At 63.9% G+C, this 26,132-nt stretch carries 23 protein-coding genes and 1 pseudogene; 15 read left to right on the top strand and 9 right to left on the bottom strand.

The window, feature by feature from the left end:
- Window positions 1-18 precede the first annotated feature (18 nt).
- Entirely contained in the window at window positions 19-264 is a 246-nt protein-coding gene (locus ACFP9U_RS05840) for a potassium channel family protein (RefSeq protein WP_378619775.1), read from the top strand.
- A gap of 132 nt (window positions 265-396) precedes the next feature.
- The gene (locus ACFP9U_RS05835) at window positions 397-1,635 is read left to right on the top strand and encodes a PQQ-dependent sugar dehydrogenase (protein WP_378619731.1); all 1,239 of its coding nucleotides are present in this window, start codon (window positions 397-399) and stop codon (window positions 1,633-1,635) included.
- A 147-nt stretch (window positions 1,636-1,782) separates the two neighbouring features.
- Here the strand turns inward: ACFP9U_RS05835 and ACFP9U_RS05830 are convergent, their stop codons facing one another.
- The 5 genes from ACFP9U_RS05830 to ACFP9U_RS05810 all read right to left on the bottom strand — a co-directional run bounded on the left by ACFP9U_RS05830 (window position 1,783) and on the right by ACFP9U_RS05810 (window position 8,273).
- Entirely contained in the window at window positions 1,783-2,817 is a 1,035-nt protein-coding gene (locus tag ACFP9U_RS05830) for a LacI family DNA-binding transcriptional regulator (RefSeq protein ID WP_378619729.1), read from the bottom strand.
- Window positions 2,810-5,224: a GH116 family glycosyl hydrolase gene (locus tag ACFP9U_RS05825; protein ID WP_378619728.1), complete on the bottom strand. Its 2,415-nt coding sequence runs from the start codon at window positions 5,222-5,224 to the stop codon at window positions 2,810-2,812. The genes ACFP9U_RS05830 and ACFP9U_RS05825 overlap by 8 nt, the downstream gene beginning before the upstream one ends.
- 97 nt (window positions 5,225-5,321) lie before the next feature.
- Window positions 5,322-6,407: a TRAP transporter substrate-binding protein DctP gene (gene dctP, locus ACFP9U_RS05820; protein ID WP_378619726.1), complete on the bottom strand. Its 1,086-nt coding sequence runs from the start codon at window positions 6,405-6,407 to the stop codon at window positions 5,322-5,324.
- A 30-nt stretch (window positions 6,408-6,437) separates the two neighbouring features.
- Window positions 6,438-7,724, bottom strand: coding sequence for a TRAP transporter large permease (locus ACFP9U_RS05815; protein ID WP_378619723.1), 1,287 nt, complete (start codon window positions 7,722-7,724; stop codon window positions 6,438-6,440).
- Window positions 7,725-7,727: 3 nt separating this feature from the next.
- Window positions 7,728-8,273 carry a TRAP transporter small permease gene (locus ACFP9U_RS05810; protein WP_378619722.1) on the bottom strand — a complete coding sequence of 182 codons (546 nt, stop codon included), beginning with the start codon at window positions 8,271-8,273 and terminating at the stop codon, window positions 7,728-7,730.
- Window positions 8,274-8,545: 272 nt separating this feature from the next.
- On the opposite strand from ACFP9U_RS05810, the gene araD (ACFP9U_RS05805) reads away from it, so the two are divergent.
- The 5 genes from araD (ACFP9U_RS05805) (at window position 8,546) to ACFP9U_RS05785 (ending at window position 13,904) form a co-directional block, all read left to right on the top strand.
- Window positions 8,546-10,270, top strand: a complete 1,725-nt coding sequence (gene araD / locus ACFP9U_RS05805) for an L-arabinonate dehydratase (protein WP_378619720.1) — start codon at window positions 8,546-8,548, stop codon at window positions 10,268-10,270.
- Window positions 10,271-10,366: 96 nt separating this feature from the next.
- The gene (locus ACFP9U_RS05800) at window positions 10,367-11,092 is read left to right on the top strand and encodes an HpcH/HpaI aldolase family protein (RefSeq protein ID WP_378619718.1); all 726 of its coding nucleotides are present in this window, start codon (window positions 10,367-10,369) and stop codon (window positions 11,090-11,092) included.
- Window positions 11,093-11,101: 9 nt separating this feature from the next.
- Window positions 11,102-11,971 carry an SMP-30/gluconolactonase/LRE family protein gene (locus ACFP9U_RS05795; protein WP_378619717.1) on the top strand — a complete coding sequence of 290 codons (870 nt, stop codon included), beginning with the start codon at window positions 11,102-11,104 and terminating at the stop codon, window positions 11,969-11,971.
- Window positions 11,972-11,979: 8 nt separating this feature from the next.
- A complete protein-coding gene (locus ACFP9U_RS05790) occupies window positions 11,980-12,750 on the top strand; it encodes an SDR family NAD(P)-dependent oxidoreductase (protein WP_378619715.1) in 771 nt (256 codons plus the stop codon).
- A gap of 38 nt (window positions 12,751-12,788) precedes the next feature.
- Window positions 12,789-13,904, top strand: a complete 1,116-nt coding sequence (locus ACFP9U_RS05785; protein ID WP_378619713.1) for a Gfo/Idh/MocA family protein — start codon at window positions 12,789-12,791, stop codon at window positions 13,902-13,904.
- A gap of 75 nt (window positions 13,905-13,979) precedes the next feature.
- Here the strand turns inward: ACFP9U_RS05785 and ppk2 are convergent, their stop codons facing one another.
- Window positions 13,980-14,879 (bottom strand): polyphosphate kinase 2, encoded by a 900-nt coding sequence (gene ppk2, locus ACFP9U_RS05780; protein ID WP_378619712.1) that lies wholly within the window; start codon window positions 14,877-14,879, stop codon window positions 13,980-13,982.
- Window positions 14,880-15,320: 441 nt separating this feature from the next.
- On the opposite strand from ppk2, the gene ACFP9U_RS05775 reads away from it, so the two are divergent.
- The 8 genes from ACFP9U_RS05775 to ACFP9U_RS05740 all read left to right on the top strand — a co-directional run bounded on the left by ACFP9U_RS05775 (window position 15,321) and on the right by ACFP9U_RS05740 (window position 24,205).
- The gene (locus ACFP9U_RS05775) at window positions 15,321-15,815 is read left to right on the top strand and encodes a hypothetical protein (RefSeq protein ID WP_378619711.1); all 495 of its coding nucleotides are present in this window, start codon (window positions 15,321-15,323) and stop codon (window positions 15,813-15,815) included.
- A 138-nt stretch (window positions 15,816-15,953) separates the two neighbouring features.
- Entirely contained in the window at window positions 15,954-17,018 is a 1,065-nt protein-coding gene (locus ACFP9U_RS05770; RefSeq protein ID WP_378619710.1) for a transporter substrate-binding domain-containing protein, read from the top strand.
- Between the two features lie 470 nt (window positions 17,019-17,488).
- Complete coding sequence (locus tag ACFP9U_RS05765; protein WP_378619709.1) at window positions 17,489-18,274, top strand: DeoR/GlpR family DNA-binding transcription regulator; 786 nt, start codon at window positions 17,489-17,491, stop codon at window positions 18,272-18,274.
- Window positions 18,271-19,860, top strand: coding sequence for a sugar ABC transporter ATP-binding protein (locus ACFP9U_RS05760; RefSeq protein WP_378619708.1), 1,590 nt, complete (start codon window positions 18,271-18,273; stop codon window positions 19,858-19,860). The genes ACFP9U_RS05765 and ACFP9U_RS05760 overlap by 4 nt, the downstream gene beginning before the upstream one ends.
- Window positions 19,853-20,836 carry an ABC transporter permease subunit gene (locus tag ACFP9U_RS05755; protein ID WP_378619707.1) on the top strand — a complete coding sequence of 328 codons (984 nt, stop codon included), beginning with the start codon at window positions 19,853-19,855 and terminating at the stop codon, window positions 20,834-20,836. Before ACFP9U_RS05760 ends, ACFP9U_RS05755 begins: the two co-directional genes overlap by 8 nt.
- A gap of 90 nt (window positions 20,837-20,926) precedes the next feature.
- Entirely contained in the window at window positions 20,927-21,829 is a 903-nt protein-coding gene (locus tag ACFP9U_RS05750; protein WP_378619773.1) for an ABC transporter substrate-binding protein, read from the top strand.
- An 82-nt stretch (window positions 21,830-21,911) separates the two neighbouring features.
- Complete coding sequence (gene araD, locus ACFP9U_RS05745) at window positions 21,912-22,625, top strand: L-ribulose-5-phosphate 4-epimerase AraD (RefSeq protein WP_378619706.1); 714 nt, start codon at window positions 21,912-21,914, stop codon at window positions 22,623-22,625.
- Complete coding sequence (locus tag ACFP9U_RS05740) at window positions 22,622-24,205, top strand: ribulokinase (RefSeq protein ID WP_378619705.1); 1,584 nt, start codon at window positions 22,622-22,624, stop codon at window positions 24,203-24,205. Before araD (ACFP9U_RS05745) ends, ACFP9U_RS05740 begins: the two co-directional genes overlap by 4 nt.
- A 63-nt stretch (window positions 24,206-24,268) precedes the next feature.
- Here the strand turns inward: ACFP9U_RS05740 and ACFP9U_RS05735 are convergent, their stop codons facing one another.
- The 3 genes and pseudogenes from ACFP9U_RS05735 to ACFP9U_RS05725 all read right to left on the bottom strand — a co-directional run.
- A complete protein-coding gene (locus ACFP9U_RS05735; RefSeq protein WP_378619704.1) occupies window positions 24,269-24,481 on the bottom strand; it encodes a hypothetical protein in 213 nt (70 codons plus the stop codon).
- Window positions 24,482-24,737: 256 nt separating this feature from the next.
- Entirely contained in the window at window positions 24,738-25,865 is a 1,128-nt protein-coding gene (locus ACFP9U_RS05730) for a substrate-binding domain-containing protein (RefSeq protein ID WP_378619703.1), read from the bottom strand.
- Window positions 25,866-25,940: 75 nt separating this feature from the next.
- Window positions 25,941-26,132 (bottom strand): annotated as a pseudogene (locus tag ACFP9U_RS05725) (ABC transporter permease); the annotation flags it as partial.

The raw sequence follows: 26,132 nt of genomic DNA, 5'->3' as shown, positions 1-26,132 counted from the left end.
CGCTGAGTCCCGGTAGCCATCTTCGCGCTGATCGAATGGCTCGCGCCGGGCTCCTTCGCCGCCAGTTCCGGTGACGAGATCACCTGGCAGAAGATGGTTTATTACAGCTATATCACGCTGACGACGCTTGGATATGGCGACATCACACCTGTCGGAACCTATGCGCAAGCCTTCGCGTCGTTCGAGGCCGTGCTGGGCGTGCTCTATACGGTCATCCTGCTGTCGCGATTGGTTGGGTTGTATTCCGCTTCATCCGACGGCTGAAAAGGTGGACAGCAACAGGAACAGGTGCGCCATGGCGTAGCCACACATGATTGAATGACCGCAAGCCTGCTCTAGTCTCTCTTTCAGCAAAGGGAAATCCCGAGTGCGGCTTGTTCTATACAGGAGGCTTTCATGACACGTTTCGTGTTCGTATTGGCCATGGCAGCGGTTCTGTGCGGTCCTGCTCTTGCCCAGATAGACGGCAGCGGGACCGGTGAGACGGCTGCGAGTGCTCCGCCCAACGCACCGGATCAGGAACCGGCCTTCGAAAGCCAGACGCGCGCGCCCCTTCCTGCCGAGGAGACCGCCGCCGAAACTGAAATCATTGCCGAGGATCTGCCGAACATCTGGGCGATGGAATTCCTGCCCGACGGTCGCATGCTCGTGACCGGCAAGGATGGCGACATGATGATCGTCTCCTCCGAGGGTGAAGCGGGGGCACCGATCGACGGCGTGCCCGAGGTGATGTCCGAGGGCCAGGGCGGGCTTCTGGATGTCGCGCTCGCACCCGATTTCGAAGAAAGCGGGATGATCTACTTCTCCTTCTCCGCGCCGCGGGAAGACGGCGGCAACGGAACCAGCGTCGCCCGCGCCCGACTGGAAACCGACGGGTCCGGCACCGGATCGCTGCAGGATCTGGAGGTCATCTTCCGGCAGACCCCGGCCTATGACGGGGACATGCATTTCGGCTCGCGCCTCGTGTTCGGGCCGGACGGCCATCTCTTCGTCACGGTCGGCGAGCGCTCCGACACGCCCATCCGCGATCAGGCCCAGGACCTCACCTCCGGGCTCGGCAAGATCTTCCGCATCAACCCCGACGGGTCGGCGCCGGAGGACAACCCGTTCGCGCAGCACGCTGCGATCCAGCCTGAAATCTGGTCCTACGGCCACCGCAATATCCAGGCGGCCACATTGGATCCGGAGGGCCGGCTCTGCGTGGTCGAGCACGGGCCGATGGGTGGTGACGAATTGAACCGGCCGGAAGCGGGCCTGAACTACGGCTGGCCGGTCATCACTTACGGCCTTGATTATGGCGGCGCGCCGATCGGCCGGGGCCTCACCGCGATGGAAGGCATGGAGCAGCCGGTCTATTACTGGGATCCGGTCATCGCCCCCTCCGGCATGCTCTTCTATCAAGGCGAGGAATTTCCGGCCTGGGATGGCGCCATCCTGGTCGGCGGCCTTGTCAGCGAAGGCCTCGTCGTTCTGCACTTGGAAGAAGGGCGGGCGGCGAGCGAGGAGCGTATTCCGCTTGGAGCACGCGTCCAGGACGTCAAGGTCGGGCCGGATGGCGCGGTCTACGCCGTTACCGAGGCCGACAACAACAACTCAAGCGCGATCGTCCGCGTGACCAGCCAGGCCGGCGAATGACGGCAGCCACCGCAAGGCAACCGCGCTGGTGCTGCCGGAGGAAACCGGTCTTGAGTTCTGCTCCGCCCGCGTGAAGCGCGAAACAGTCGGGCATGGTCTTCCTGCCGGCGGCGGATCGGCGTTGACTTTGTCTGCGCCGTCGAGCGCTTAGCGTTCCGAACTCTCCCGGACGACAAGCTCGAAGCCGAGATCGACACGGAGGGGCCCCTCGTCTCCGTCGTCCAGCCTTGCCAGGATCTGGTCGGCCACGCGCTCGCCGATTTCCGTGCGCGGCGGCGCGACCGTGCTTAGGGTGGGGACGCTATCGTGCCCGAAATCGAGGTCGCCGAAGCCGATCAGGGCCACGCGGTCGGGAATCGCGATCCCGCTTCGCTGTGCGTGGAACAATGCACCCAGCGCCAGAAGATCGTTCGAAAAAACGACGCCGTCGATCGAGGGACGCCGCTCCAGAAGTGCGGCGAAAGCCGCGCCGGCGGCTGCCGTGGAGGCTTCGCGTCCGATATCAATGATTTCGGGCGGCGCCGTTTCGCTGTGGCTGCGCAGGGCCTCCGCATACCCTTCCGCGCGTTGCGCGGCGCGCTGGTCGCGCTCGAGGCGCGCCCCGATAAAGGCGATTTCGCGCCGGCCCTTCTCGATCAGGTGGCGCGCCTGCATGCGGCCGACATCGCCATGGGCAAAACCCACGAGCCGGTCGATCGGCTGTGGTCCAAGCTCCCACATCTCCACCACCGGAATATCGGTGGCCTCCAGCATGCGCCGGGTGGCCCTGTTATGATGGAGGCCGGTCAGCACCATGGCCCCCGGCGACCAGGAGAGAAACGTGCGAACCAATTGCTCCTCGGTGGCCGGATCGTAATGAGTATGGCCGATCAGCATCTGGTAGTTCGCCGCCCAGAGCCTGGTTTGCAAGGCTGTCACCGTATCGGCAAAAAATGAATTGACGATCGACGGGACGACGACGCCCACGACACGCGTGCGCGTTGCTGCAAGCGCGCCCGCCATCAGATTGGGAACGTAGTTCAGGCTGTCTATGGCCTTCTTGACGCGCATACCGAGCTTGGGAGACACCGCCTCCGGCGCGCGCAGATAAAGCGATACGGTGGACGGTGCAACGCCGGCCATGCGCGCGACATCGGTCATCGTCGTGCGGTTGGTGCCGCGCCGGCGGCGGGTCTCACTCATCGCGCTTCTTCCAATCCTTGTCCCGTGGGCCGGCGCGCGCATCGCCGGCCATCATCGCCCAGAGGGCGAGGGGACGCATGTTGAGCGGTGCCCGGAAGCGCCCCTGCCCATCCCACGCCGCGGGCGTGCGGAACTGAAGACGGGCCACATGGTCATGATGGCGGCTCATCGCCTGCAGCACCTTTCGCGCGTCTTCGACAAGGCCCCAGTCACGCAAGCAGCCGGCCAGAACATAGCCCGAGCCCACCAACACCTCGTTGACCTGGAGTTCCTCTCCACCATCGCCCTCATAACCTGCCAGGCCTGGCTCGGCCACCAGCAGCGGTCCGAAACGGCCGTCCTCGAATGCAAGAAAGTTAGTCTCGAAGACCTGCATGAGGTGGACCCGTGCCTTGTCGGGCGGGACGAGATCATCGATACCCATGAGCAGCGCCTGCCACGGGCCGAAGAGGGAGTCGGCCTGGGTCGCGTTGCGATATTTGCCGTCGCTGTTGGTGCGGTAGAAGGTCCCGGTCCATAGCGTCTGCAGCGTCTCGGCCGCACGGGCCCGCAACTCGGCATAGCGCCGCTCGCCCTCTATATCGCCCTGCTCGGTCGCCAGGCGCTCCATGACCGCCCAGGCGGCCAGGCACAGCCCTGTCGCATAGGTCGAGTGGCCGCGCATATCCAGATTGTCCCAGGTGCTGTCGCCGAAATCACTGTGCCGCGGCGCGCCCTCGCCGTGGATGTCCTGCGCGATGGTGAAGGCCGCCGCTTCGCAGAGCGCTGCATAGGCCTCGGCCTCGACCGGCTGGCCCATGATGTGGCGGTGCAGCGAAAAGGCGACGATGAAGGCCGGATTGTGGTCCTTCCACAGGTTGGGATCGTCGCGCATAACATAGCCGTTCAGCCGCACGAACGGATCTTCCGGCGGCGAGCCGAGATCATGGGGCAGCTTGCCCCGCGCAAGCATCGGCTCCATGGTTTCGGTGCGGTAGACGATGCGCCGCCGCTCATCCGTCATGGCGATGGTGTCGATGAAATCCTGAAAGACGCTTTCGGCAAGCCGGGGATAGGTCAGGCTGAGCGCAGGGGCCGCGTAGGCCCACAAATCCAGCGTGTTGTAGTAGTAATAGCCGGAGTCGAAACCCTCCAGGAGCCCGAAATGCGACTGGCCGCGGAAACCGTTCCGCTCGGGCTTGTCCAGCGCCTCGGCCAGATAGGCCGTGCCGCCGCCGGTGAGAAAGCCGAGCTGATTGATGGCGGCGGGAGCAAGTTCGCGGTTGCTGCCCAAGAGGCTGTCCTGCCACGCGCCGATCCGCTCCAGCCAGTCGCCGCGCGCGTCGAGTGCCTGGGCAGCAAGGCGATAGCCGTTGGTGCCCCGCCGCCCCACGGAGTCCGTGTAGGCGCGCCACCAGCGCCGGCCCATTCCAAAGCGAACCACCGGCACATCCATCGCGAGCGCGAAATGGATCGGCGCCGGCGCCTCTCCCTTCACTAAGATGCGGCCGCCGATCGCGCCCGCCAGCGGTTCGTGCCAGTGCGCACTCCAGCTTTGGTCGTACCCCTCCCATCCGGAGCCGTCGGCGAACGCGGCTTCCATATGAGCGATGGTGTAGCGTTGCGTGCTGTCCGACCGGCCGAGCGCGTTCTGGTCCGCCTTGAAGGTGAGTGCTCGCGAGAGTTCCCAGCCGGCCCCTTCCGCAACCAGCGCGACTTCTCCGGGCGGGGCCGTATCCGCATCAAGGGTTTCCCGCGTCTGGACAACGCCCAGCCGCCCGTCTGCCTCCCGCGCGTCACGGTGAACCTGTCCGGCATGGCTCTGGTTCGGCCATAAAGTGCCCTCTCGCCGGGCCGGTGTCATCGGTGGCAGGGACCAGCCGAGCAGGTTCGGCCAGCAAAACCCGACCGCGACCTCCAGCGCTTCCATGCCGCGCGGTTCGATATGAGCTGAAAACAGGGTCACCGGTAGCGCCGAGACCGCCTCGTCGCCTGGCAGGAGCGGTGAAAAATATTCCAGCGTCAGCACGAAGGGCAGGGCCGGATCGTCATAGGTCTCAACTACCAGGGGATACAGGATCGCCACGCTGCGCGTGGGCGGATCGAAGCCGCCGGCCCCCTCATGGAGCCGGCGATATCCGACGCCACCATTGGACGAACGCCAGCGCAGCATGAAAAACGCCGCATCGATGTCCTGATAACCGTGGCGGCCGGGCTCGAGCTGCCAACGCGAGAACCGGCCCTTTAGGTCACGCGCGTAATTCGGCCCGCCAAGGCCGCCGAGGAACGGGCCGCAGTCCGGCCCGTCATCGTGGCTTCGCTCGCGGGCGCAGGCACCGGCCGCCGGTTCACCTTGGCCTGGCGCATAAAGCAGGCCATGGCGATGCGTGCGGTCGAAACGGGCGTCACGGTCGTTTTCGAGGGACATGCCGGCCGAAGATCTCGCTTGGTGGGGGATACAGGAGAGCCGGCGATTGCACCGGCGCTCCTGGCGGTCCGCCCGGCTGTGCGGACGGACCCTTCAGCTATTGCATGGCCGAGGCGCGGGATTCCTCGACCTGCTTCTCGGCCCGGGCGATCGCGGCTTCGAACGCATCGAGGAATTCCTGTCCATCCTCGCCGAGCTCCTCCAGATACCAATCGCGGATCGGCTCGGCGGCGGCACGAAACTGTCCCATTTCCTCCTCGGTCGGTGTGTAGATTTCACCGCCCGAGTCGATCCATTCCTTGAAGGCCTCCAGCTCCTTGCGCGGTTGGATGCCGAACTGGACCGAGGACATCAGGGCTGCGCCGTCGAGCACGACCTGCTGCTGCTCGGGCGTAAGCGAATCGAACTTCTGCTTACCCATGAACCACATGGAAGCCATGTAGGCGTGGCCGTCGAGGGTGAGGTATTTCAGCTGCTCGTTCAGATTGGCATTGACGATGTCGCTGATCGAGTTCTTCGAACCGTCGACCACGCCGGTCTGCAGGGCCGTATAGACTTCCAGCCACGGAACGGGCGTCGGAGAGCCGCCCATTTCCTCGACGAGCTGCTGCTGGATTTCCGATTCGATGGTGCGGAAGCGCAGGCCCTCGACATCGGCGGGCGACCGGATCTCACGCTGGGTGTTGGCGAAATTGCGCCAGCCGCCGGTCTGGGTCATGGAGAGCATCAGGAAGCCGCCGCCGGAAGCCTCCAGGACCTTTTCGCGGATGAAACGGTTGAACTCCGGATCCTTGAGCGTCAGCTCCGCAACGCGGTCGCCGGCCAGCATATAGGGGATGTCCATGCCCTGAACCGGCGGGTAGACCGCCGACGTGCCGCCGGCGGTGGCCGTATATATGTCGAGCACGCCGGAGCGGATCGACTCGAAGCATTCGTTGGCCGAGCCGCACAACTGGGCGCCCACATAGATGTTGACGGATACTTCACCGCCGGTGCGGTTTTCGACATAGTTCTTGAAAACCTGTGCGGCGTCGTACTCCTCGTCCTGCTCGTTGGCGAGGAAGGTCAGGTTGAGCTCCACGGCGCTGGCCGCCTGGGGCGCAAGCAACATCATGAGTGCGGTGGCGGAGCCGAAAAGCATGGCGCGTGCACGTGCACCCGGAGCCATGGTGTCAGGCATCATTGCAGAATCCTCCCTTTGGTTGACCATTCTTCACACATACCCGAGCATTCGTGGCAGCCACAGAACGAGCTCGGGAAAATAGACGAGTGCGGCGACCACCGCGACCTCGAACAGAAAATACGGGATCAGGTCCCAGGAGATGCGCTCGATGCGCTCGCCGGAAATGCCGGAAACGACGAAGAGCACCAGCCCCAGCGGCGGCGTGATCAGCCCCAGGATCAGCACGATGCACATCACGACGGCGAAGTGGATCGGATCGACTCCGACGCCGGTCAGAACAGGCGCCAGGATGGGACCGAGAATGAGGATCGCCGGGCCGGCGTCCATGATGGTGCCGATCACGAAAAGGAAGGCGACGACGCAGAAGAAAAGGGTCAGCGGATCCTCGGTGAGCCCGAGCACGAAGCCGCTGATCATCTGCGGCGTGCCCTTGAGGCTGACCACGGATGCGAAGGCGACCGCCGCGCCGACCAGCAGGAGAACCACGGCCGAGCGCAGCGCAGCCGCGCGGAAGAGATCCGGTAGGTCGGAGAACTTTATCTCGCGCGTGACGAACAGGCCCAGAAGCAAAGCGTAGAAGGCGGCGACGGCCGCCCCTTCCGTCGGCGTGAAGACTCCGCCGACAATGCCGCCGATCAGGATGATCGGGGTGAGCATCGGCAGAAGGGCGTCTTTCCCCGCTTCCCAGCATTCGCGCCAGCTCGCGCGGGGCGAGGGGTCGGGGAAGCTGCGGAAACGCGCGACGATCGCCACCACGAACATCAGGCCGAAGCCGATGATGAGGCCGGGAACGATGCTCGCGGCGAACATCGCCGCCACCGAGACGTTCATGATGAAGGCGTAGAGGATCATGAGCCCGCTCGGCGGAATGATGCTGGCGAGCACCGCCGAAGCCGCCGTGATGGCGGCCGAGAAGGACTTGCTGTAGCCGGCCTGATGCATGCCCGGGATCATCACGCCGCCGAGCGCCGAGGCGTCGGCCACCGCCGAGCCCGAGCCGCCGGCCAGCATGATGGAGGAGGTGACGGAGACCTGGCCGAGGCCCGCCCGCCGGTGAGCGACGAATGTTTCCGCGAAACGCACGATGCGCTGGGTGACCCCGCCGGCCGTCATCAGATCGCCGGCCAGGATGAAAAAGGGAAGCGCCATGAGGGGAAAGCTGTCCATGCCCGCGAAGAGGCGTTGCACGAGCAGGTTCAGAAACCGGAAATTGCCCTCGATCACCAGCGCCATGGCCGGCGCCAGCAGCATCACGAAAACGATCGGCGCGCCGACGACGAGAAGGACGAAGAAGAAATAGAGGTAAAGCATCGCCATCTGTCAGGCGTCCGCGCCCGTCGAGCCGCCGAAGACATGCACCTCGTAGCGTCCGGGATCGATCAGGTTCCCGGCGATCTGCAGCAGCCGCTCGAGCGAGCACAGCGCCACGAGCGCAAAGCCGACGGGCATGATGGCGTAGACGTAGATCAGGGGAATCCTGAGCGCCAGGGTCTCGCTGCGCGCCGCACCCGCCGCCAGGTTGTAGGAATAATAGACTGCGCCACACAAAAGCAGGAAGATGGCCAGCTCGATGACAAGGCCAATCCATCGGTGGACGACCGTCTTTTCGATCGTGGCGACAAAGAGATCGAGGCTGACATTCAGGGCCTTGCGATGGGCGGTGGGGAAATAAAGGAAGCCCATCCACACCATCATGGTGCGCGAAAGCTCCTCGGTCCAGGCAAAGCCGCTGTTGAGCACATAACGGAAAAAGACGTGCACTACGACGACGGCGAGCATTCCCGCCAGCAGGGCGCCGGCCGCATAGCCGCAGAAGCAGGCCACCACCGTGTTGACACGTTTCAAGGCCTGGATGAAGGCATCCATCACGTCCTCCCGCGTGCGCACATTCGGCCGGTTGCGATCTCGCTAGCCTATCATCATAGCGCTTCGAAAATCGAAGCTAGCAAGGCCGAAAACCTTTGTCAAACCTCCCGGAACATGGTGGAAATGCGCCCCTCCATCCTAAAAATTCCCTGAAATACCTCTCCGTGACCAGTCTTTAACTGCCCTCGCGATGCATTTGACAGGTGGGGTGTTTTCAGTTCTATAATCGTAGCGCTACGATTATTTGCAGAGGGACAGGAGCAGGGGCGAAGATGGCGTCGAGAACCGTGAACGAGTTGCGCAGCCAGCGCTGGTTCGCGGCTGCCGATATGCGCGCTTTCGCCCACCGGCAGCGTGCGCAGCAGATGGGCCTCAGGCGCGAGGAGTTCATGGGCAAGCCGGTTATCGCCATCCTCAACACCTGGTCGGATATGAGCCCCTGCCATGCCCATCTGCGCGATCGCGCCGAGGCGGTGAAGCGCGCCGTGTGGGCAGCCGGCGGTTATCCGGTCGAGTTGCCGGCCCTCTCGCTTGGAGAGGTGATGGTGAAGCCGACCACCATGCTCTATCGAAATCTGCTGTCGATCGAGGTGGAGGAGCTTCTGCGCTCGCACCCCATTGACGGAGCGGTTCTGCTGGGTGGCTGCGACAAGACGGCTCCGGGCCTTCTGATGGGCGCTCTCTCGATGGACATTCCGGCCATATTCTGCCCCGCCGGCCCCATGCTCAACGGACGCTGGAAGGGCCAGGTGCTGGGCGCCGGCACGCACACCCGCAAATACTGGGACGATCTGCGCTCCGGCAAGATCAGCCAAGAGGACTGGATCGATCTCGAAAGCCGCATGACCCGCTCGCACGGCACTTGCAACACGATGGGCACGGCCTCCACCATGACCTCGATCATCGATGCCATGGGCCTGACATTGCCCGGCGCCTCGTCGATTCCCGCCGCCGATTCGGGCCACATCCGCATGGCCTCGGCCTGCGGCGAGCAGATCGTGGAGATGGTGTGGGCCGACCGCAAGCCGTCGCGCATCCTGACGCGCGCCAGTTTTCTCAACGGCGCCCGCGTCTACATGGCGCTCGGCGGCTCCACCAATGCCGCCATTCACCTAATCGCGCTGGCGCGCCGGGCCGACATCGAGCTTTCGCTGGACGACCTCGATACCATCGCTCGCGAAGTGCCGGTTCTTGCCAATATACGCCCGTCCGGCGACCGCCTGATGGAGGACTTTTACTACGCGGGCGGCTTGCCCGCCCTGCTGAAGCGCCTGGAACCCGTGCTCGACGTTGAAGCGGGGAATGTTCTGGGTGGCACGCTCTCCGACACGCTGGCGTTCGCCGAATGTTACGATGATGACATGATCCGGCCGATGGATCGGCCGGTCACTGAGGGCGCCGCGCTTGCCGTTCTCAAGGGCAATCTGGCCCCGACGGGGGCGGTCCTCAAGCCAAGTGCGGCCAGCCCCCACCTGAGTCGCCATACCGGCCGCGCGGTCGTGTTTGAAAACTATCCCGACCTCGTCGCGCGGATTGACGACCCGGCACTGGAAATCACGCCGGATTCGGTCCTGGTCCTGAAGAACGCCGGCCCGAAGGGGGCACCCGGCATGCCTGAATGGGGCGCATTGCCCATTCCGAAGAAGCTGCTCGCCAAGGGCGTGCGCGACATGCTGCGCATTTCCGACGCCCGGATGAGCGGTACGCATTACGGTACCTGTGTCTTGCATGTCAGCCCCGAATCGGCCGTCGGCGGGCCACTGGCCCTGGTGCGCGACGGTGACGAGATCATCCTGGACGTGGAAGCTCGCCGGCTTGATGTTCTGGTGGACGATGCCGAACTCGAGCGCCGGCGCGCCGCGTGGACCCCGCCCGAGCCGAAGACCCGGCGCGGTTATACCGGGCTCTACCAGGATCACGTCACGCAAGCCGACCAGGGATGCGACTTCGCCTTTCTGGAGGGCGGGCCCGCCCAGGGCGAGCCGGATATTTTCTGAGCCAACGAGAAAGTAGTACCCATGGATCTGCCGCAAAATCGTCTCAAGCAATGGTTCCGGAACCCGCCGCAACGCCGGCCTCTGGGCTCTTGGCTCATGGCCGCAAGCCCCGTCACCGCCGAAGCGATGGGCTTTGCCGGCTTCGACTTTCTCGTGCTCGACATGGAGCATGTGCCCGTCGACGTGCCGCAGGCCTTCGCACTCATGCAGGCCATCGCCGGCACACCGGCCGAGACGATGGTGCGCCTGCCGTGGAACGATCCCATAACGGTCAAGCGCGTCATGGATGCCGGCGCGACGACGCTGATGTTCCCCTACATCCAGAATGCGCAGGAGGCGCAGGCTGCCGTCGCCTCGACGCGCTATCCCGGCCGTGGCACGCGCGGCGTGGCCGCGATGCACCGCGCCAGCCGCTACGGCATGGTGGATGACTATCTCAACCGCGCCGACGACGAGATTGCCGTCGTTCTGCAGATCGAGACGCCGGAAGCGCTCGAGCGCCTGCCCGAGATCGCTGCTGTGGAGGGGGTCGATGCACTCTTCCTGGGGCCCGGGGACCTGTCGGCCGCGATGGGGCACAAGGGCGCGATCGGCCATGCGGACGTTCAGGCGGCACTGCGCGAAGGCGTGGCGCGCGCGGGCCGCGGAAGTAAGCCATGCGGCATCGTCGGCGCGACGCCCGAACTCGTGAAAGGCTACATCGACGCAGGCTTCGCTTTCGTGGCCATAGCCTCGGACCTGGCTTTGATGATGGGCGCCGCCCGCAACGCGCTCGCCGAGATCGGGGCCGGTCATGAGGGTAAGTCCGGGACCGGGCGCTGAGGAGGGACCATGGCTTTCGAGACCGTTCTCGACGCCCGGGCCGCACTTGGCGAATGCCCGGTCTGGTCCATTCGGGAGGAGGTGCTGTGGTGGGTCGATATCGAGGCGCCCAGCCTCAATCGCTTCGATCCTGAAGCGGGTGTGAACACCGCCATTCCCATGGACGAGAACATCGGCTGTATCGGCCTCAGGGACGGCGGCGGGTTCATTGCCGGTCTGCGCTCCGGCCTTTGGCTGCTCGATGAGGATGGCAGCAAGCGCGCGCCGATCGCCAATCCGCAGGAGGATACGACCGTCAGCCGCTTCAATGACGGCCGCGTCGATCCCTGGGGACGCTTCTGGGCCGGCACGATCCATGAGCCGCGCGACCGGCCGGCGGCCGCTCTCTACCGGGTGGATACCGACCTTTCCTGCCATAGGATTGCCGGCGGCATAAAGGTTTCGAACGGCGTGGCTTTCGCCCCCGATCGGCGCACCGCCTATCACGCCGACACGCCGGCCCATGTGATCTATCGCTATCTTGTCGATCCGGCGAGCGGCGAAATCGGTGAGCGCTCCGTCTTCCGCCGCTTTCCCGAGGGGCAGGGGCGGCCCGACGGCGCGGCGGTCGATGCGGAGGGCTGCTACTGGTCGGCGCTTTACGACGGCGGTCGCGTCGTCCGGCTTTCACCCGAGGGCGAGCTCCTCGCGGAATATCCCGTGCCGGCACGCTGTCCGACCATGTGCGCCTTCGGCGGCAGTGACCTGAAGACACTTTACGTCACGTCCGCCCGTCATGGGCGGCCCGCCGATGAACTGGCCGAATGGCCGCAATCCGGCAATCTCTTCGCCATGCGTGCCGATGTGGCGGGACAGCCCGAACCCCTATTCGCAGGATGATTACGACCATGGCCGCCGACTACACGACCGTACGCTACAATTCGCTTGCCGGCGCGCCCGTGCTGGTAACCGGCGGCGCAAGCGGCATCGGCGCCGAACTCGCCCGCGCTTTCGTTGCCCAGCAGGCGAAGGTCGGCATTCTTGACGTCGACGCGAGAGCGGGAGAGGCGCTGGCGGCGGAGTTGGGCAAGGCTGCCGTCTTCCGCGCCTGCGACCTGCGCGACGTCGAGGCGCTGCGATCGGCTATCGCCGCGCTGTCGAAGCGGTTGGGCGCCTTCACGGTGCTCGTCAACAATGCCGCGCGCGACGACCGCCACGCCTTCGAAAACCTCTCGCCGGATTACTGGAACGACTGTCTGGCGACCAATCTCTCGCACCACGTCTTCGCCAGCCAGGCGGTCCTGGAGGGCATGAAAGCCGCGGGGCGCGGCTCCATCATCAACATGGGTTCGGTGAGCTGGATGCGCGGCAGGCCCGGCATGCTCGGCTACGCCACGTCGAAAGCGGCAATCAACGGCCTGACACGCTCGCTCGCCAGCGAGCTCGGCCCCTTCGGCATTCGTGTCAACGCGGTGGTGCCGGGCGCTGTTCTTACCGAACGCCAGGAGCGCCTCTGGCGAACGCCCGAGATGGTCCGCGAAATCAATGAACGGCAGGTGCTGAAGATGACGCTCCGTCCGGAGCATGTGGCGCGCATGGTCCTGTTTCTCGCCTCCGAGGAAGCGGGCGCCTGCACGGGGCAGAATTTCGTCGTCGACGCTGGCATCACCCTGGGCTGATCGGCGCCGCCGCGAGGCATTCATTGGAAGGAGAAAGCATGAGCACGATCCGCTACGGCTTTGTCGGCGCGGGCATGATGGGGCAGGAGCACATTCGCAACATCGCGCTTCTTGAAGGCGCCGAGGTCGTCGCCATTGCCGACCCCGACGATACGATGCGCCGCAAGGCGGCCGATCTGGCCGGAGCTTCCGTGTGCACCTTCACAGACCATCGCGACATGCTTTCGGCCGGTCTGTGCGACGTTTATGTCGTCGCCGCGCCCAATGACCTGCACCTTGCCCTGATGCGCGATATCATGGCCACGGACAAGCCGATCCTCTGCGAAAAGCCGCTCGCCACCACCACGCGCGACTGCCTCGAGTTGATGCGCCTGGCCGAGAGCCGCGCCGCGCCGGTCTGGGTGGCGATGGAATATCGGTACATGGCGCCGATCACGCGGTTGATCGAGGAGGTGCGTCGCGGGCGTGCGGGCGCCCCCCGCATGGTGAGCATCCGCGAACACCGCTTTCCGTTCCTCACCAAGGTGGGCGGCTGGAACCGCTTCAACGCACGCACCGGCGGCACGCTGGTCGAGAAATGCTGCCACCTGTTCGATCTCATGCGCCATATTTTCGATAGCGAACCGGTGCGCCTTTTCGCGACCGGGGGCGCGGACGTCAATCATCGCGACGAGCGCTATGACGGCCGCGTGCCGGACATTCTCGACAATGCGTATGTCTGCGTCGATTTCGAGGGCGGCCAGCGCGGCATGCTCGATCTGTGCATGTTCGCCGAGGGCGCACGCTGGCAGGAAGAGGTGATGGTGGCCGGTGACGTCGCCCGACTCCAGGCGCTGGTGCCGGGACCGGCGCGCTTTTCCCGCGACGGCAAGGAACGTGCCGCCGAATTCGTTGTCGCGGACCGCCGTGAGAAGGAGGAACTGCACGAGACCGTCACCGTGGAGGAGAAAATCCTGCGCGCGGGCGATCACTACGGCGCGACCTTCTTTCAGCACCAGCGGTTCCTGGAACTAACCCGCCGCGGCGCGGGCAAGCCGGAAGTGGGCATTTCGGAAGCATATTGGTCTGTTCTGATCGGTGAAGCGGCGGAACGTTCCGTGCAGACCGGCCAACCCGTCGATCTGCGCCAGTTTGCGCGCGAGGCAGCCCGTTGATCGTGCTCTGTCAGGAGCGCCTGTAACCGGCCCCTTTATCGCCGAGAAAGGCCGCATTGGCCCGGGACCGGCCCGTCAGCGCAGGAACGCGGGGCCTTGACCCACCACCGCGACGTCCTCCTCGCCGATTGCTTCCAGATCTCGCCCCGGATAGTCCAACGATACGAGCATGCGGCGAATCACCGCCAGGCGCGCCCGGCGCTTGTCGTTGGCCAGTACGATGGTCCATGGCGCATGGTCGGTATGGGTGAGCCGGATCATGAGATCGCGCATTCGCGTATACGCGTCCCACTTCGCCATGCCTTCCATGTCGATAGGTGAGAATTTCCAGTGTTTCAGCGGGCTGTGCCTGCGGTCGTGAAACCGCTTGAGCTGGGTCTCTTGGCCAATGTTGAGCCAGAATTTGAAGAAATGGATCCCTTCATTGACTATGAGCTGCTCGAAATGCGGCACCTCTTTGAGGAAATGCTCATGCTGCTGCGGCGTGCAAAACCCCATGACGGGCTCCACGACACCCCTGTTGTACCATGAGCGATCGAAGGTGACGAACTCCCCGGCCGTTGGAAACTGCGCGACGTAACGCTGGAAGTACCACTGTCCGCGCTCTGTTTCCGTAGGCTTGGGCAATGCGACGTTTCGTGCCGTGCGCGGGTTCATATATTTGCGAATGCGCGCAATGCTGCCGCCTTTGCCCGCCGCATCGCGCCCCTCGAACAGCGCTAGTACACGCTCCCCGCTTTCTTGCAGCCAGGACTGCAGCTTGACGAGTTCGATCTGCAGACTTTCAAGCTGCTTGCCGTAGGTCTTCTTCGGGAGTTTCTTCTTGTAGGGATAATCACCTGCAGTCAGTGCATGGTCCTCGATCCAGCGCGGCAGCTTCGGATCATGGATATCGAAGACGCGTTCGCTTCCGTTCACGGAGAGCCTCAGCGGCTCACTGAGTTCCTCTGCAGTATCGTTCAGAGCCTTGTTCATAAAAAATCTGGTCCTTCGAGCACTGGCCAGGCGTCTGCCTGGATCGTCATCATCGTTGCGCCTGCCGGACTGTCCCCGCATCGGCAGGCTGGACATCAATTTGGCCGCGCAACCGACAATACAGGAATTGTTTGGCAAAGACATGCGCTTAGGTCTAATGTTGGCTTTCCATTCCCGGGCATCGAAGTCGCGGCGAAGCCTGCCGGAATGCACGGCTGAGTGTGGGAAGCACGTCCAAGTTGGGGGATAGTATCCATGCAATGCACGGACCAGGCGATGCGGAATTCTGCGTCCGCCGACGGGAGTGACGATGGTGCCTCAACTGATTGGAGACGCCTTGAGGTCGTGGGCATTCAGCGGTCGCCCAAGGTCTTAATGTTGATGCTTGGCCTGACTGTCGGTGCGGGTATATCACCGGCTCTCGCCGAGGATGCCTGGACCGTGACCAAGCCTTATCCGGATAATCCGCTGCGTGAAGCCTCGATCGTGGGGAAAGTGCATGTCGGCGATTCGACCGAGCAGTCCGCGCTGACGATCGGATGCCGTGCGGATGATGACGGCGCCGTGATGACCGCCAGCTTCGTGGTTCCCGATACGCTCGATTTCCAGTTTGGCATGTTTGAAGGGCCTGGCGGTGACGGCGAGGACGAGGAGCTGTTGTCGGTAATTTTGCAGGACACGGATCCTGTCACTCACAACGTATCCGGCTGGCACAGCGACGATGTCGAGTTCACGTTTTCCTACCTCTTGCCGCAGGACGAGGCGTCCCGCTGGCGGGAGCACGCAGGCGAGGAACTGACGATGGCCGTGCACCTTGCCTCGGCTGACGACTTGCCGCCGGCCAGGCTGAGAGCCGAGTTTGACCTTCCGGTCGACGCGAGGGGCTTGAGCGACGTTATCGCGCCATGCCTCGCGGCCACGGTGATCAATCGATAATTCGCGCGGCGTACTGCTCGGCTGGGCGGACACCGGAATGTAACCACCACTGCGTATATCCGACGGACAATGACAGGCCTTGCCATTTCGAAACGACACGTTGATCGGTGCATTGGCGCGCGTTTTGTGCGCTGCGTCATGGCCGCCATGTTCATCTTGCTTGCGGCTCCGGCTCAATCACAGCAAGAGCCGGTTGAACAAAGTCAGCCGCTGACAGTCGGCATCTATTACAGTCCGCCCTTCGTGATCGAAGAGGACGGGCAACCTACCGGCATGGCGATCGAGCTATGGGAGGCGGTCGCCGATGAACTCGGCCTCCAGTTCGAGTATCGGGATTTCGATACTCTACGCGCCCTGGTCGATGCGGTTGCTGCAGAAGAGATAGACGCGGCCGTCACCAATCTGACCATCACCGAAGGGCGCGCTCAACGGATTGATTTCACCCAGCCGTGGTTCGATTCCGGTCTGCGCATCATGGTCCATGACGAACGAGGTGCCGGCCTTTGGGGCGTGATCAGCGGGCTTCGCGATTCCGGCTATTTGCGCGCCTATGCCTGGCTTGCTCTGATTATCGTCGCGGCCACCGTCGGCTTTACCCTGTTCGACCGTCATTTCGACAAGGATTTCCCGCGCCGCTGGCGAGACGGCTTCGCCGAAAGCTTCTATGCTGTCATGTCGGTCGTCACCTCCGGTAGGGCGCCGTCGCGCAAGAATCTGTTCGGCTGGATCGGCCGCATCTGGCAGGGGATCTGGCTGGTCTGCGGGATAGCGGTTCTGGCCTATGTCACGTCCACGGTGACCAGCGTCATGACGACGCTCGCGCTGACCAGCCACATCAACAGTATTGCCGACCTGCCCGGAAAGACCGTCGGCGTAGCCGAGGGCAGCACGGCGGAGGAATTCACCCATGCGTCCATCATCTCGTCGGTGTCCTTCGCGAGCATTGCCGAATCGTCGCAGGCTCTCCTTGACGGCAGGGTTGACGCAGTGATCGGCGACAAGCCGGTGCTCGAATATTTTGTCCATACCCATTCCGACCTGCCGCTCTCGACGGTCGGTGCCCTGTTCAAGCCCGAGAAATACGGTTTTGGGCTGCCCCATCAAAGTCCGCTGCGCAAGCCCCTGACGGTTGCCGTCGTCGGCGCGCATGAAAGCGGCCTCGTCCAACAACTGCGCAGAAAATATTTCGGCGACAGCCCGTGAGCGTATGAAGGATAGAGAGGCCTTATCGTGCCGATAACGACGAACGCGTTGAAGACATCGCTATAGACCCGATGCCGTGCGACAGAAGCAGGCCGCCGACGCCTGTCCCTATAGCTTCCGCCGGTTCTACCCCAACTTCCACGCATCGCCGACATGGCGGCAGAGCTGCGCTCTGTCAGCATCTCTAAATCCGCTTCCGTAAGTTTCGAACGAAGAGACTGTCGCACCAGGCAATGCTTGCGCGGCGTCGCCGGTGGACAAAAGACCGCCCCGAGCAGCCCCGCATTCTGCAGAAAATCGCGCATCTGGCGTGTCGCGCGCTCGTCTCCACTTTCGCATCAGCCCGTCAGCATCAACGCAACCTCCAGTCTCGCGTTGTGATTGAATATAATCACATAATGATTTTTTATTTGCATCTCAGGAAGAGATGTGAAAATAAAATCTCATTCGCGAACTCGGGGAGGAGACTGTTGAGCGATCTGCATCGCCATAGGGCCATAGCCGATCTCCTGTTGGACAAGCCCTTTGTCTCGGTAAAGGAGCTGCAGGAAATCACCGGTGTTTCCGCAGCGACCGTGCGCCGGGACATCGACAAGCTGGACGAGGCGGGCGTGGCGCGGAAGGTTCACGGCGGGATCGCCGCGCCCGACGGTTTCGGAGCGGGGCGCCGGTCGACAGCGCTGCCCTTCGTAGAAAATCGGGACATCGCAGTCGAAGCCAAGCGAGCCATCGCCCGGAAGGCGAGCACGCTGGTGGGTGACGGCAGCCTCATCATCATCCACGGTGGCTCCACCTGCTTCCATTTCGGCTGTGAAATGGCCAACCGCAATGTGCGGGTCTTCACCAACTCCATGCCCCTTGCTGCCTATATCAGCGAGCACGGCACCTGCCAGCTCACGGTCGGCGGCGGCGACCTGCACCGCGAGCCCGGCATACTCTACGATGCCGCTTGTGGCGGTTACACCTTCTATGCCTCCCAGTTCTTTCTCGGTGCTCTCGGCGTCAGCCGCGAAGGCCTGCTCGAGCAGCACCCGCTTCTGGTTCGCTTCATCAACGACATGAGCGGGCTCGCCAACGAGATCATCGTGCTCGTCGACAGCCGCAAATTCTCCATGCGGCCGCCGACGGTGGCGCTGCCTTTGCAGCGTGTTTCCAAGCTCGTCACCGATGACGGCCTTTCGGACAACGACGCCAAGATGCTCGAGGATCAGGGTGTCGAATTCCTGATCGCCCCCACCGGCGAAACGCAGCCATGACCAGGCCCGTCCCGAACAAGGCGCCGGTTCTGGAAATGCGCGCCATCAGCAAGACCTTCGGTTCGGTCAAGGCGCTGGCCGATGTCTCGTTCACCGTCAATGCCGGAGAGCTGCATGCGCTGATGGGCGAAAACGGCGCCGGCAAATCCACCCTCATGAAGGTGCTTTCGGGCGCGTATCAGGCCGATCCCGGCGGCAAGGTCCTGATGGACGGCAAGCCGATCCAGCTTGGCGATCCCAAGCTCGCGAAGGAAATCGGGATCGCCGTCATCTACCAGGAGCTTTCGCTGGCACCCAATCTGACGGTCGCGCAGAACATCTTCCTGGGCTGCGAGCCCGCCAGCATGGGGATCACGGACCGGCGCGCCATGAACGAAGCCACCGCGCCGATCCTGAAGCGGCTGGCCGTCCGCTTCCGGCCTGACACGCTGGTCGGCGACCTTTCGCTCGGCGAGCGCCAACTCGTCGAAATCGCCCGCGCCATGTCGGCCAGGGCGCGTGTCATCGTCATGGACGAGCCCACCACCTCGCTTTCCACCCGCGAGACGGAGCAGCTTTTCAAGGTTATCGCCGGCCTCAAGGAAGAGGGCGTGGCGATCATCTACATCAGCCACCGCATGGAAGAGATCTACCGGCTGTCCGATCGCTGCTCCGTGCTGCGCGACGGGGCCTATGTGGGCACCTTGACGCGTGCCGAACTCTCCGCGCCCAAGCTCGTTTCCATGATGGTCGGGCGCGATCTCAGCACGTTCTACAAAAAGGAGCACAAGCAGCTCGAACGCTCCGGCGAGACCGTTCTCTCGGTGGAGGGGCTTGGCGACGGGCACTTCGTCCACGACTGCTCGTTCGAGGTGCGCCGGGGCGAGGTTCTGGGTATTGCCGGCCTCGTCGGCTCCGGGCGCACCGAGCTTGCCCGCCTCATATTCGCGGCCGACCCGGCCGCATCAGGCACCATACGCCTCAACGGCAAGGACATCCGTTGCCGCAATCCACGCGAGGCGCTTTCCAAGGGCATTGCCTATCTCACGGAGGATCGAAAGGGGCTCGGCCTCTTCCTCGACATGTCGGTGTCTGAGAACGTCAGCATGTGCGTGCTGGAGCGCGACGCGGGCAGGCTTGGAATCCGCAATTTCCGCGCCGCCGCCCGCCGTGCCATTGGGGCGATGAAGTCGCTCAGCATCAAGGCGCCCAACGCTCGCATCAATGTCGGGGCGCTTTCCGGCGGCAACCAGCAGAAGGTCCTGCTTGCACGCCTGCTCGAGGTCGACCCGGAGGTCGTCATCCTCGACGAGCCGACCCGTGGTGTCGATGTCGGCGCGAAGTCGGAAATCTATCGTCTCATCGACGATCTGGCCGCGCGCGGTCTCGCCGTCATCATGATCTCCAGCGAACTGCCCGAGATTGTCGGTGTCGCCGATCGCGTGCTGGTGATGCGCGAGGGGACGATCGCCGGCGAGGTCGCGGCAACGCCCGACCAGCCCATCGACCAGGAACGCATCATGGCGCTTTCCACCGGCGCCGCAAACGACAACGTCATCCCGGCCGATGCCGAGGAAACGCAGGCCGAACGGATTGCCAATGACTGACATTGCACAAAGCGAAGAGGTGCGCAGGCGCCTTGAGGTAAGAGCCATAATCCGTGCACTGGGCATGTTGCCCGTGCTGCTTCTCCTGGCGATCGGCTTCGAGTTGTTGAGCGGCAAGTTCCTGTCGGTCAACAATCTGTCGATCGTCATGCAGCAGGCCTCCATCAACATCGTGCTGGCCGCAGGCATGACCTTCGTGATCCTGACCGGCGGCATCGACCTTTCCGTGGGCTCCATCCTCGCGGCTACAGCGATGCTCGCGGTGATCGTCTCGCTGATCCCCGAATACGGCATGCTGGGCATTCCGGCCGCGATGGCCCTGGGTCTCGCCTTCGGGCTGGCCAATGGCGGTCTGATCGCCTTCTTGCGATTGCCGCCCTTTATCGTGACGCTCGGATCTCTGACGGCCGTGCGTGGCGTGGCGCGCCTGATGGGCGGCGACACCACCGTCTTCAATGCCGACCTGCCGTTCGATTTCATCGGCAACGGCTCGCTTTTCGGCGTTCCCTGGCTGGCGCTGATCGCCATGTCGGTCATTCTCATTTCCTGGTTCATCCTGCGCCGCACGGTGCTCGGCACCTGGATCTATGCCGTTGGAGGAAACCAGGAGGCCGCCCGGCTCACCGGCATCAAGGTCTGGCTGGTGCTGCTCTTCGTCTATGGCATGTCCGGCCTCATGTCGGGCCTTGGTGGCGTCATGTCGGCTGCCCGGCTCTACGCCGCCAACGGCCTGCAACTGGGCATGGCCTATGAACTCGACGCGATCGCCGCCGTCATCCTGGGCGGCACCAGCTTTGTCGGCGGGGTCGGCTCCATATGGGGAACGCTGGTCGGGGCGCTGATCATCGCCATCCTGTCCAACGGACTGATCCTCACCGGCGTGTCCGACATCTGGCAATTCATCATCAAGGGCCTCGTCATCATCGCCGCCGTGGCGCTCGACCGCTACCGGCTCCAGGGCGGGGCGCGCACGTGATTGCCAATGACGAGAGCAAGACTGAAAACGCATAAACCATGGAGGAGTAACATGCGTAAACTGAAGACACTTCTTTGCACCGCCGCGGCAATGGCGACCCTGACAGGGGCTTCCGTGGCCAAGGATCTGGAGAGCATCGGCATCTCCGTCGGTCTGCTCGGCAATCCGTTCTTCGTCGCCACCATCAAGGGCATCGAGGACCGCGCCAAGGAGATCAATCCGGATGTTCAGGTCACGTCGGTTTCCGCCGATTACGACCTCAACAAGCAGGTCTCCCAGATCGACAACTTCATCGCCTCCGGCGTCGACATCATCATGCTGAACGCCGTCGACGCGAGCGCCATCGCGCCGGCCGTCAAGCGCGCCAAGGACGCCGGCATCGTCGTTGCCGCCTTCGACGTTTCCGCGCCGGGCGCCAACGTCACGGTGATGACCGACAATGTGGCCGCAGGCGCCAAGGCCTGCCAGTACATTGTCGACAATCTCGAGGGTGGCGAGGGCAACGTCATCATCATCAACGGCCCGCAATCCTCGTCGATCATCGATCGCGTGAAGGGCTGCAAGGACGTGCTGTCAAAGCACGAAGGCATCACCATCCTGTCGGACGATCAGAACGGCCAGGCATCGCGCGATGGCGGGCTCGATGTGATGCAGAGCCTGCTGACCCGCTACGACGACATCGACGCGGTTTTCGCCATCAACGATCCGACCGGCATCGGCGCCTCGCTTGCCGCCAAGCAGCTCGGCCGGGACGATTTCTTCATTACCGCCGTGGATGGTGCGCCGGACATCGAGGAAGCGCTTTCCTCGGGCGATTCCATGATCAAGGCATCCGCTTCGCAGGACCCGTATGTCATGGCCGGCATGGCGTTGAAGATGGGCTATGACGTCTTCATGGGCAATGAGCCGGAAGAGGACACCGTCTTGCTCGATCCCGAACTGATCACGGCTGAGAACGTCGACAGCTACAAGGGCTGGACGGCCCCGCGCTAACCGCCCGCCACCAGACGGCCGCGCCCCGACGCGGACGGGGCGCGGCCGCATTCATCCGGGAAGTCGAGGACCCTTCAGGTAAATGTCGCTTACGAAGCTCAAGCAATCGGTTCTGGAAGCCAATCTGGCCACGGTACGCCACGGGCTGGTCATGGCGACATTCGGCAATGCCAGCGGCATCGATCGCGAAAGCGGCATGGTGGTCATCAAGCCGAGCGGGGTCGCCTATGAGGATATGACACCCGACCATATGGTGGTGACGGATATCGACGGCAGGCCGCTCGACAACCGGTACAAGCCGTCCTCCGATCTCGACACCCACACCACGCTCTACCGCGCCTTCACGGGGATCGGCGCCGTCATCCATACCCATTCCACCTATGCCACGATCATGGCGCAGACCCTGACGCCGATCATTCCGCTTGGTACCACCCACGCCGACTATTTCCGGGGCGAGATTCCGGTGACGCGCCATCTGACACGCAGCGAAATCGAAAACGGCTATGTGGCGGCCACCGGCGACGTTATCGTCGAGACGTTCAAGGGCCGCGACCCCCTGGAAGTGCCCGCCGTTCTGGTGGCCGGGCACGGACCCTTCGTCTGGGGCCGCGATACCGAAGAAGCGGTCCTCAATGCGCTAATTCTGGAGGAGGTGGCCAAGATGGCGTGGCACTCCCAGACACTGAAACCCGCCCTCAAACCCATTCCCGACAGCCTGCTGGACCATCACTATCGCCGCAAACACGGGCCCGACGCCACTTACGGACAATATGGACGGGGCAGGGGAGGATCATGACACTCGTAGCAGGCGCCGATTTCGGCACTTTGAGCGTCCGCGTGACCATCATGGACACTGCGAATGGACGGACGCTCGCCTCCGAAGCGGCTGAATATCCGCTGGAGCGTTCGGCAAGCGACCCGCTTCTCGCGCGCCAGTCCCATGCCGATCACATGGCGGCGCTCGAGCGCGCCACGCGCGCGGCGGTGACATCGGCCGGGATTTCCGGTGAAGAGATTGCCGCCTTCGCCGCCGATACGACCGGATCGAGCGTCATCGTCGTCGACGAGAATCTCGAACCGCTGGACGACTATTACTTGTGGTGCGATCACCGCGCCCACGCGGAAGCGGCCGAGATCACCGAGCGGGCACGGTCCGAAGGCATCGAAGCGCTCGACTGGTGCGGCGGCGTCTACTCCCATGAATGGGGTTACGCAAAGCTGCTTCACTTCCTGCGCCACAATCCCGAAAAGCGGGAGCGCGTGGCCGCCGCGCTCGAACATTGCGACATGCTGGCAGCCACCCTTTGCGGTGTTCGAAGCGTGGCCGATCTGCCGCGCAGCATCTGCGCCATGGGGCACAAATGGATGTGGGGCGAGCGCTGGGGTGGCCCGCCGCCGCAGGTGTTTCTTGAAAGCGTCGACCCGCTTCTTGAAGGTGTCAACGCCAAGCTCGCCGGGCGCTACGGTACGTCGCGCGAACTGGCGGGGCATCTGTCGGTCGAATGGGCGGAAAAGCTCGGCCTGCGTGCCGGGATCCCCATCCCCATTGGCGCCTTCGACGCGCATTGGGACGCGGTGGGCAGCGGCTGCCGGGCCGGCGACGTGGTGAACGTCATCGGCACTTCCACCTGCATCATCGCTCTCGGCCACGAGAACATGAAACCCGTTCGGGGCATCTGCGGCGCGGTTCCAGGCAGCGTCATTCCCGGCCTTATGGGCGTGGAAGCCGGGCAGTCGGCAACCGGCGACATATTCGAGGCCATCGCCCGCCGTGCCGGCACAGACGTGGCGACGTTATGCCGGGGGCTCGAGGATTACGGGCCGGGCGCGACCGGCCTCATGCGGCTGACCTGGGACAATGGCGACCGCACCGTTCTGGTTCGGTCGGACCTCGGAGGCGTTACGCTCGGCTGGGACCTGTCCCACAGCGCGGCGGATGAAATGCACGCGGCCATAGAAGGTATGGCCCTGCACACCCGGATCATCCTCGACCGTATGGGTGGTCTGTCTTTCGAGCGCGTGCTGAACGCGGGAGGCATCCCGCAGAAAAACGGCGTTCTGAACCAGACCTATGCCGATGTGCTCGGGTGCGATGTGCATGTGCCGGACCGCTCGCCCGTCGGCGTCGGTGCCTGCATCTTCGCCGCTCTTGCCGCCGGTGCCTTCGATACGATCGATGACGCGCAGGCCGTACTCAGCCCCCGCACGCGTGTCTTCAGGCCGCGTGCGGAGCGAAAGGACGCCTATGATGAACTCCACGGCCTCTTCCGCGACCTTTACTACGGTTTCGGCGCTGGAGAGCAGGTGGCGCTGGACAGGATATTGCCTGCGTTGAGAGCTTTCAGGCTCGGCAAACACAAGGACCAATCTCGCTAGCATTGCTTCGGCGGATTGACGTTTCGGGTCGTGGAGAGTCGGGCGTGGCCACCCCCTTTTTGATTATTGGTTCGACACGCGCTCGGCGGTGAACGCAAGCCTCAGCCAGGGCGGCAGGTGGAAGAGGCTCATCAGCAGGTACATCGCGGTCATGCCGTCGATCGGAAGGATGCTTGTGGCTGCGGAGCAAAGTGCAATCCGGGTCGCATCGCTCGCCGCGATCAGGCCCATGATAGCGAAGGTCGGCGAGGCGGCGTAGGCGAGCCAGCCGGCCATATCGCGCGCCCGCCGGGCCACTGCGCTTCCGTTGTCTGCTGCCGGTATTGCCATTCCTTGGCTCCCGCTCGATTGCCGCTGTTCCCCGCCGTTGCAGGATCGAGTGGGAATATAAGGCGGGGCGGAGGCCGGGTGAGAGTGACAAGTGTGACGGGATTTCGATGGACATGCTGATCGTTGCGGCGGGTAATCCGCGCGTCTCAACCGGCATCCCGCAAGGAAACGGGCGCCTGCGCGCCCGTTTCAAGAGAACCGCTTACCGGCCGCCGCCCCAGCGTTCGGGATAGCCCGGCAGTTCCTCGCAGCCGCACATTGCATAGTGCAGCGGCGGCATCGTCTCGTTGACGTAGTCGTCGAGGGTCTCGGCGGTGATCGCCGGTTGCGGCAGCACCCATTCCGGCCCCGGGACCTCCTCGCCGTCGAGGATCTTCAGCGCGGCGATGATCGGCGTGCGCCACTGATAGGTAGGATAGGTCGGCGCGATCGCCGTCAGCCCCATGGCCTTCCACTTCTGCAGGAAGTCCTGCTGGTCCTCTCCGACGAAGACCGGCACTTCCAGCCCGTTGTCCTCGAAGGCTTCGATCGCCGCTACGGCGGTGGCGCCGGAGTCCATCCACACCGCGTCGATGGGCCCGCGCTGGATATAGTCCTGGACGATCGACTTGGTCTTGGCGTTGTCGCCGTCGGTGAACTCGGCGCCGACAATGTTGAGGCCGGCCTCCTCGAAGATGCGCCGGCCGGCGGAAAAGCGTGTCTCCAGCACGTCGACGCCGGGCAGGATGCGCAGCATGAGCACGTTGGCGCCCTCGTCGACATTCTCGGCCACGAATTCCGCGCCCTGGATGCCGAAGCCGTAGCCGCCCACCGGATGGATGAAGGTGACGGGGCAGTCGGTGTTGACGCCGCGGTCGAAGACGATCACCGGCATCTGCTGGCAAGCCTGCTCGACGGCGGGGGTCAGCGCTGCCGTGGTGTTCGGCGAGACGATCATGATGTCGCAGTTGCCGCCCGCCAGAAGATCGCCGATGTCCGCGATCTGCTTGTCGTCCGAGCCCTCGGCGTCGACGTGGACAAGCTCCTCGATCTCGGGATGGAGCTCGGCTTCGGCCTGCATGTTGGTCCAGCCGACCACGCGCCAGGGATTGTTGACGCCGGCGTTCGAGAAGCAGACCGTATAGGGACCTTCCTTGGCATATTCCGAGGTGTCGACCATCGAATCCTCGAGATATTGCGCCCAGGGCTCGCCCTCGGGCCCCATCGGTTCCATCTGGAGCTGCTGGCGCTGCCGCTCGAACTCCTCCGGATCGTCGAAATTCGGGCTCTGTGCCCAGGCGCCCGCGACCATCAGGCCGAGCGCGGCGCTCAATGCGATCACTCTCTTCATGTCGTTTCGCTCCCTTTCACTACCGTACTTTCTCACCGGATCCGCGGCTTCCCGCATTTGGCGGACCCCGCGAATTCATCGGGCGGCATGCCGGCGCCGGTGCATGGCGTAGGCGACCGCCGTGATCAGGATCACGCCCTGCACCACCTCGCGCACGGGCTGCGGCAGCCCGACGAAATTGAGCAGGGTGAATATGGCCGTCAGCGTCAGCGCGCCGGCGATGCTGGCCGAGACCGAGCCGCGGCCGCCGAGAAGCTGCGCGCCGCC

Origin of the sequence: Nitratireductor sp. GCM10026969 (genome assembly GCF_042660605.1) — a bacterium.
Classification (GTDB): domain Bacteria; phylum Pseudomonadota; class Alphaproteobacteria; order Rhizobiales; family Rhizobiaceae; genus Chelativorans.
The sequence above is the reverse complement of the archived record's forward strand: the minus strand, read 5'-3'. Positions and strand labels throughout refer to the sequence as shown.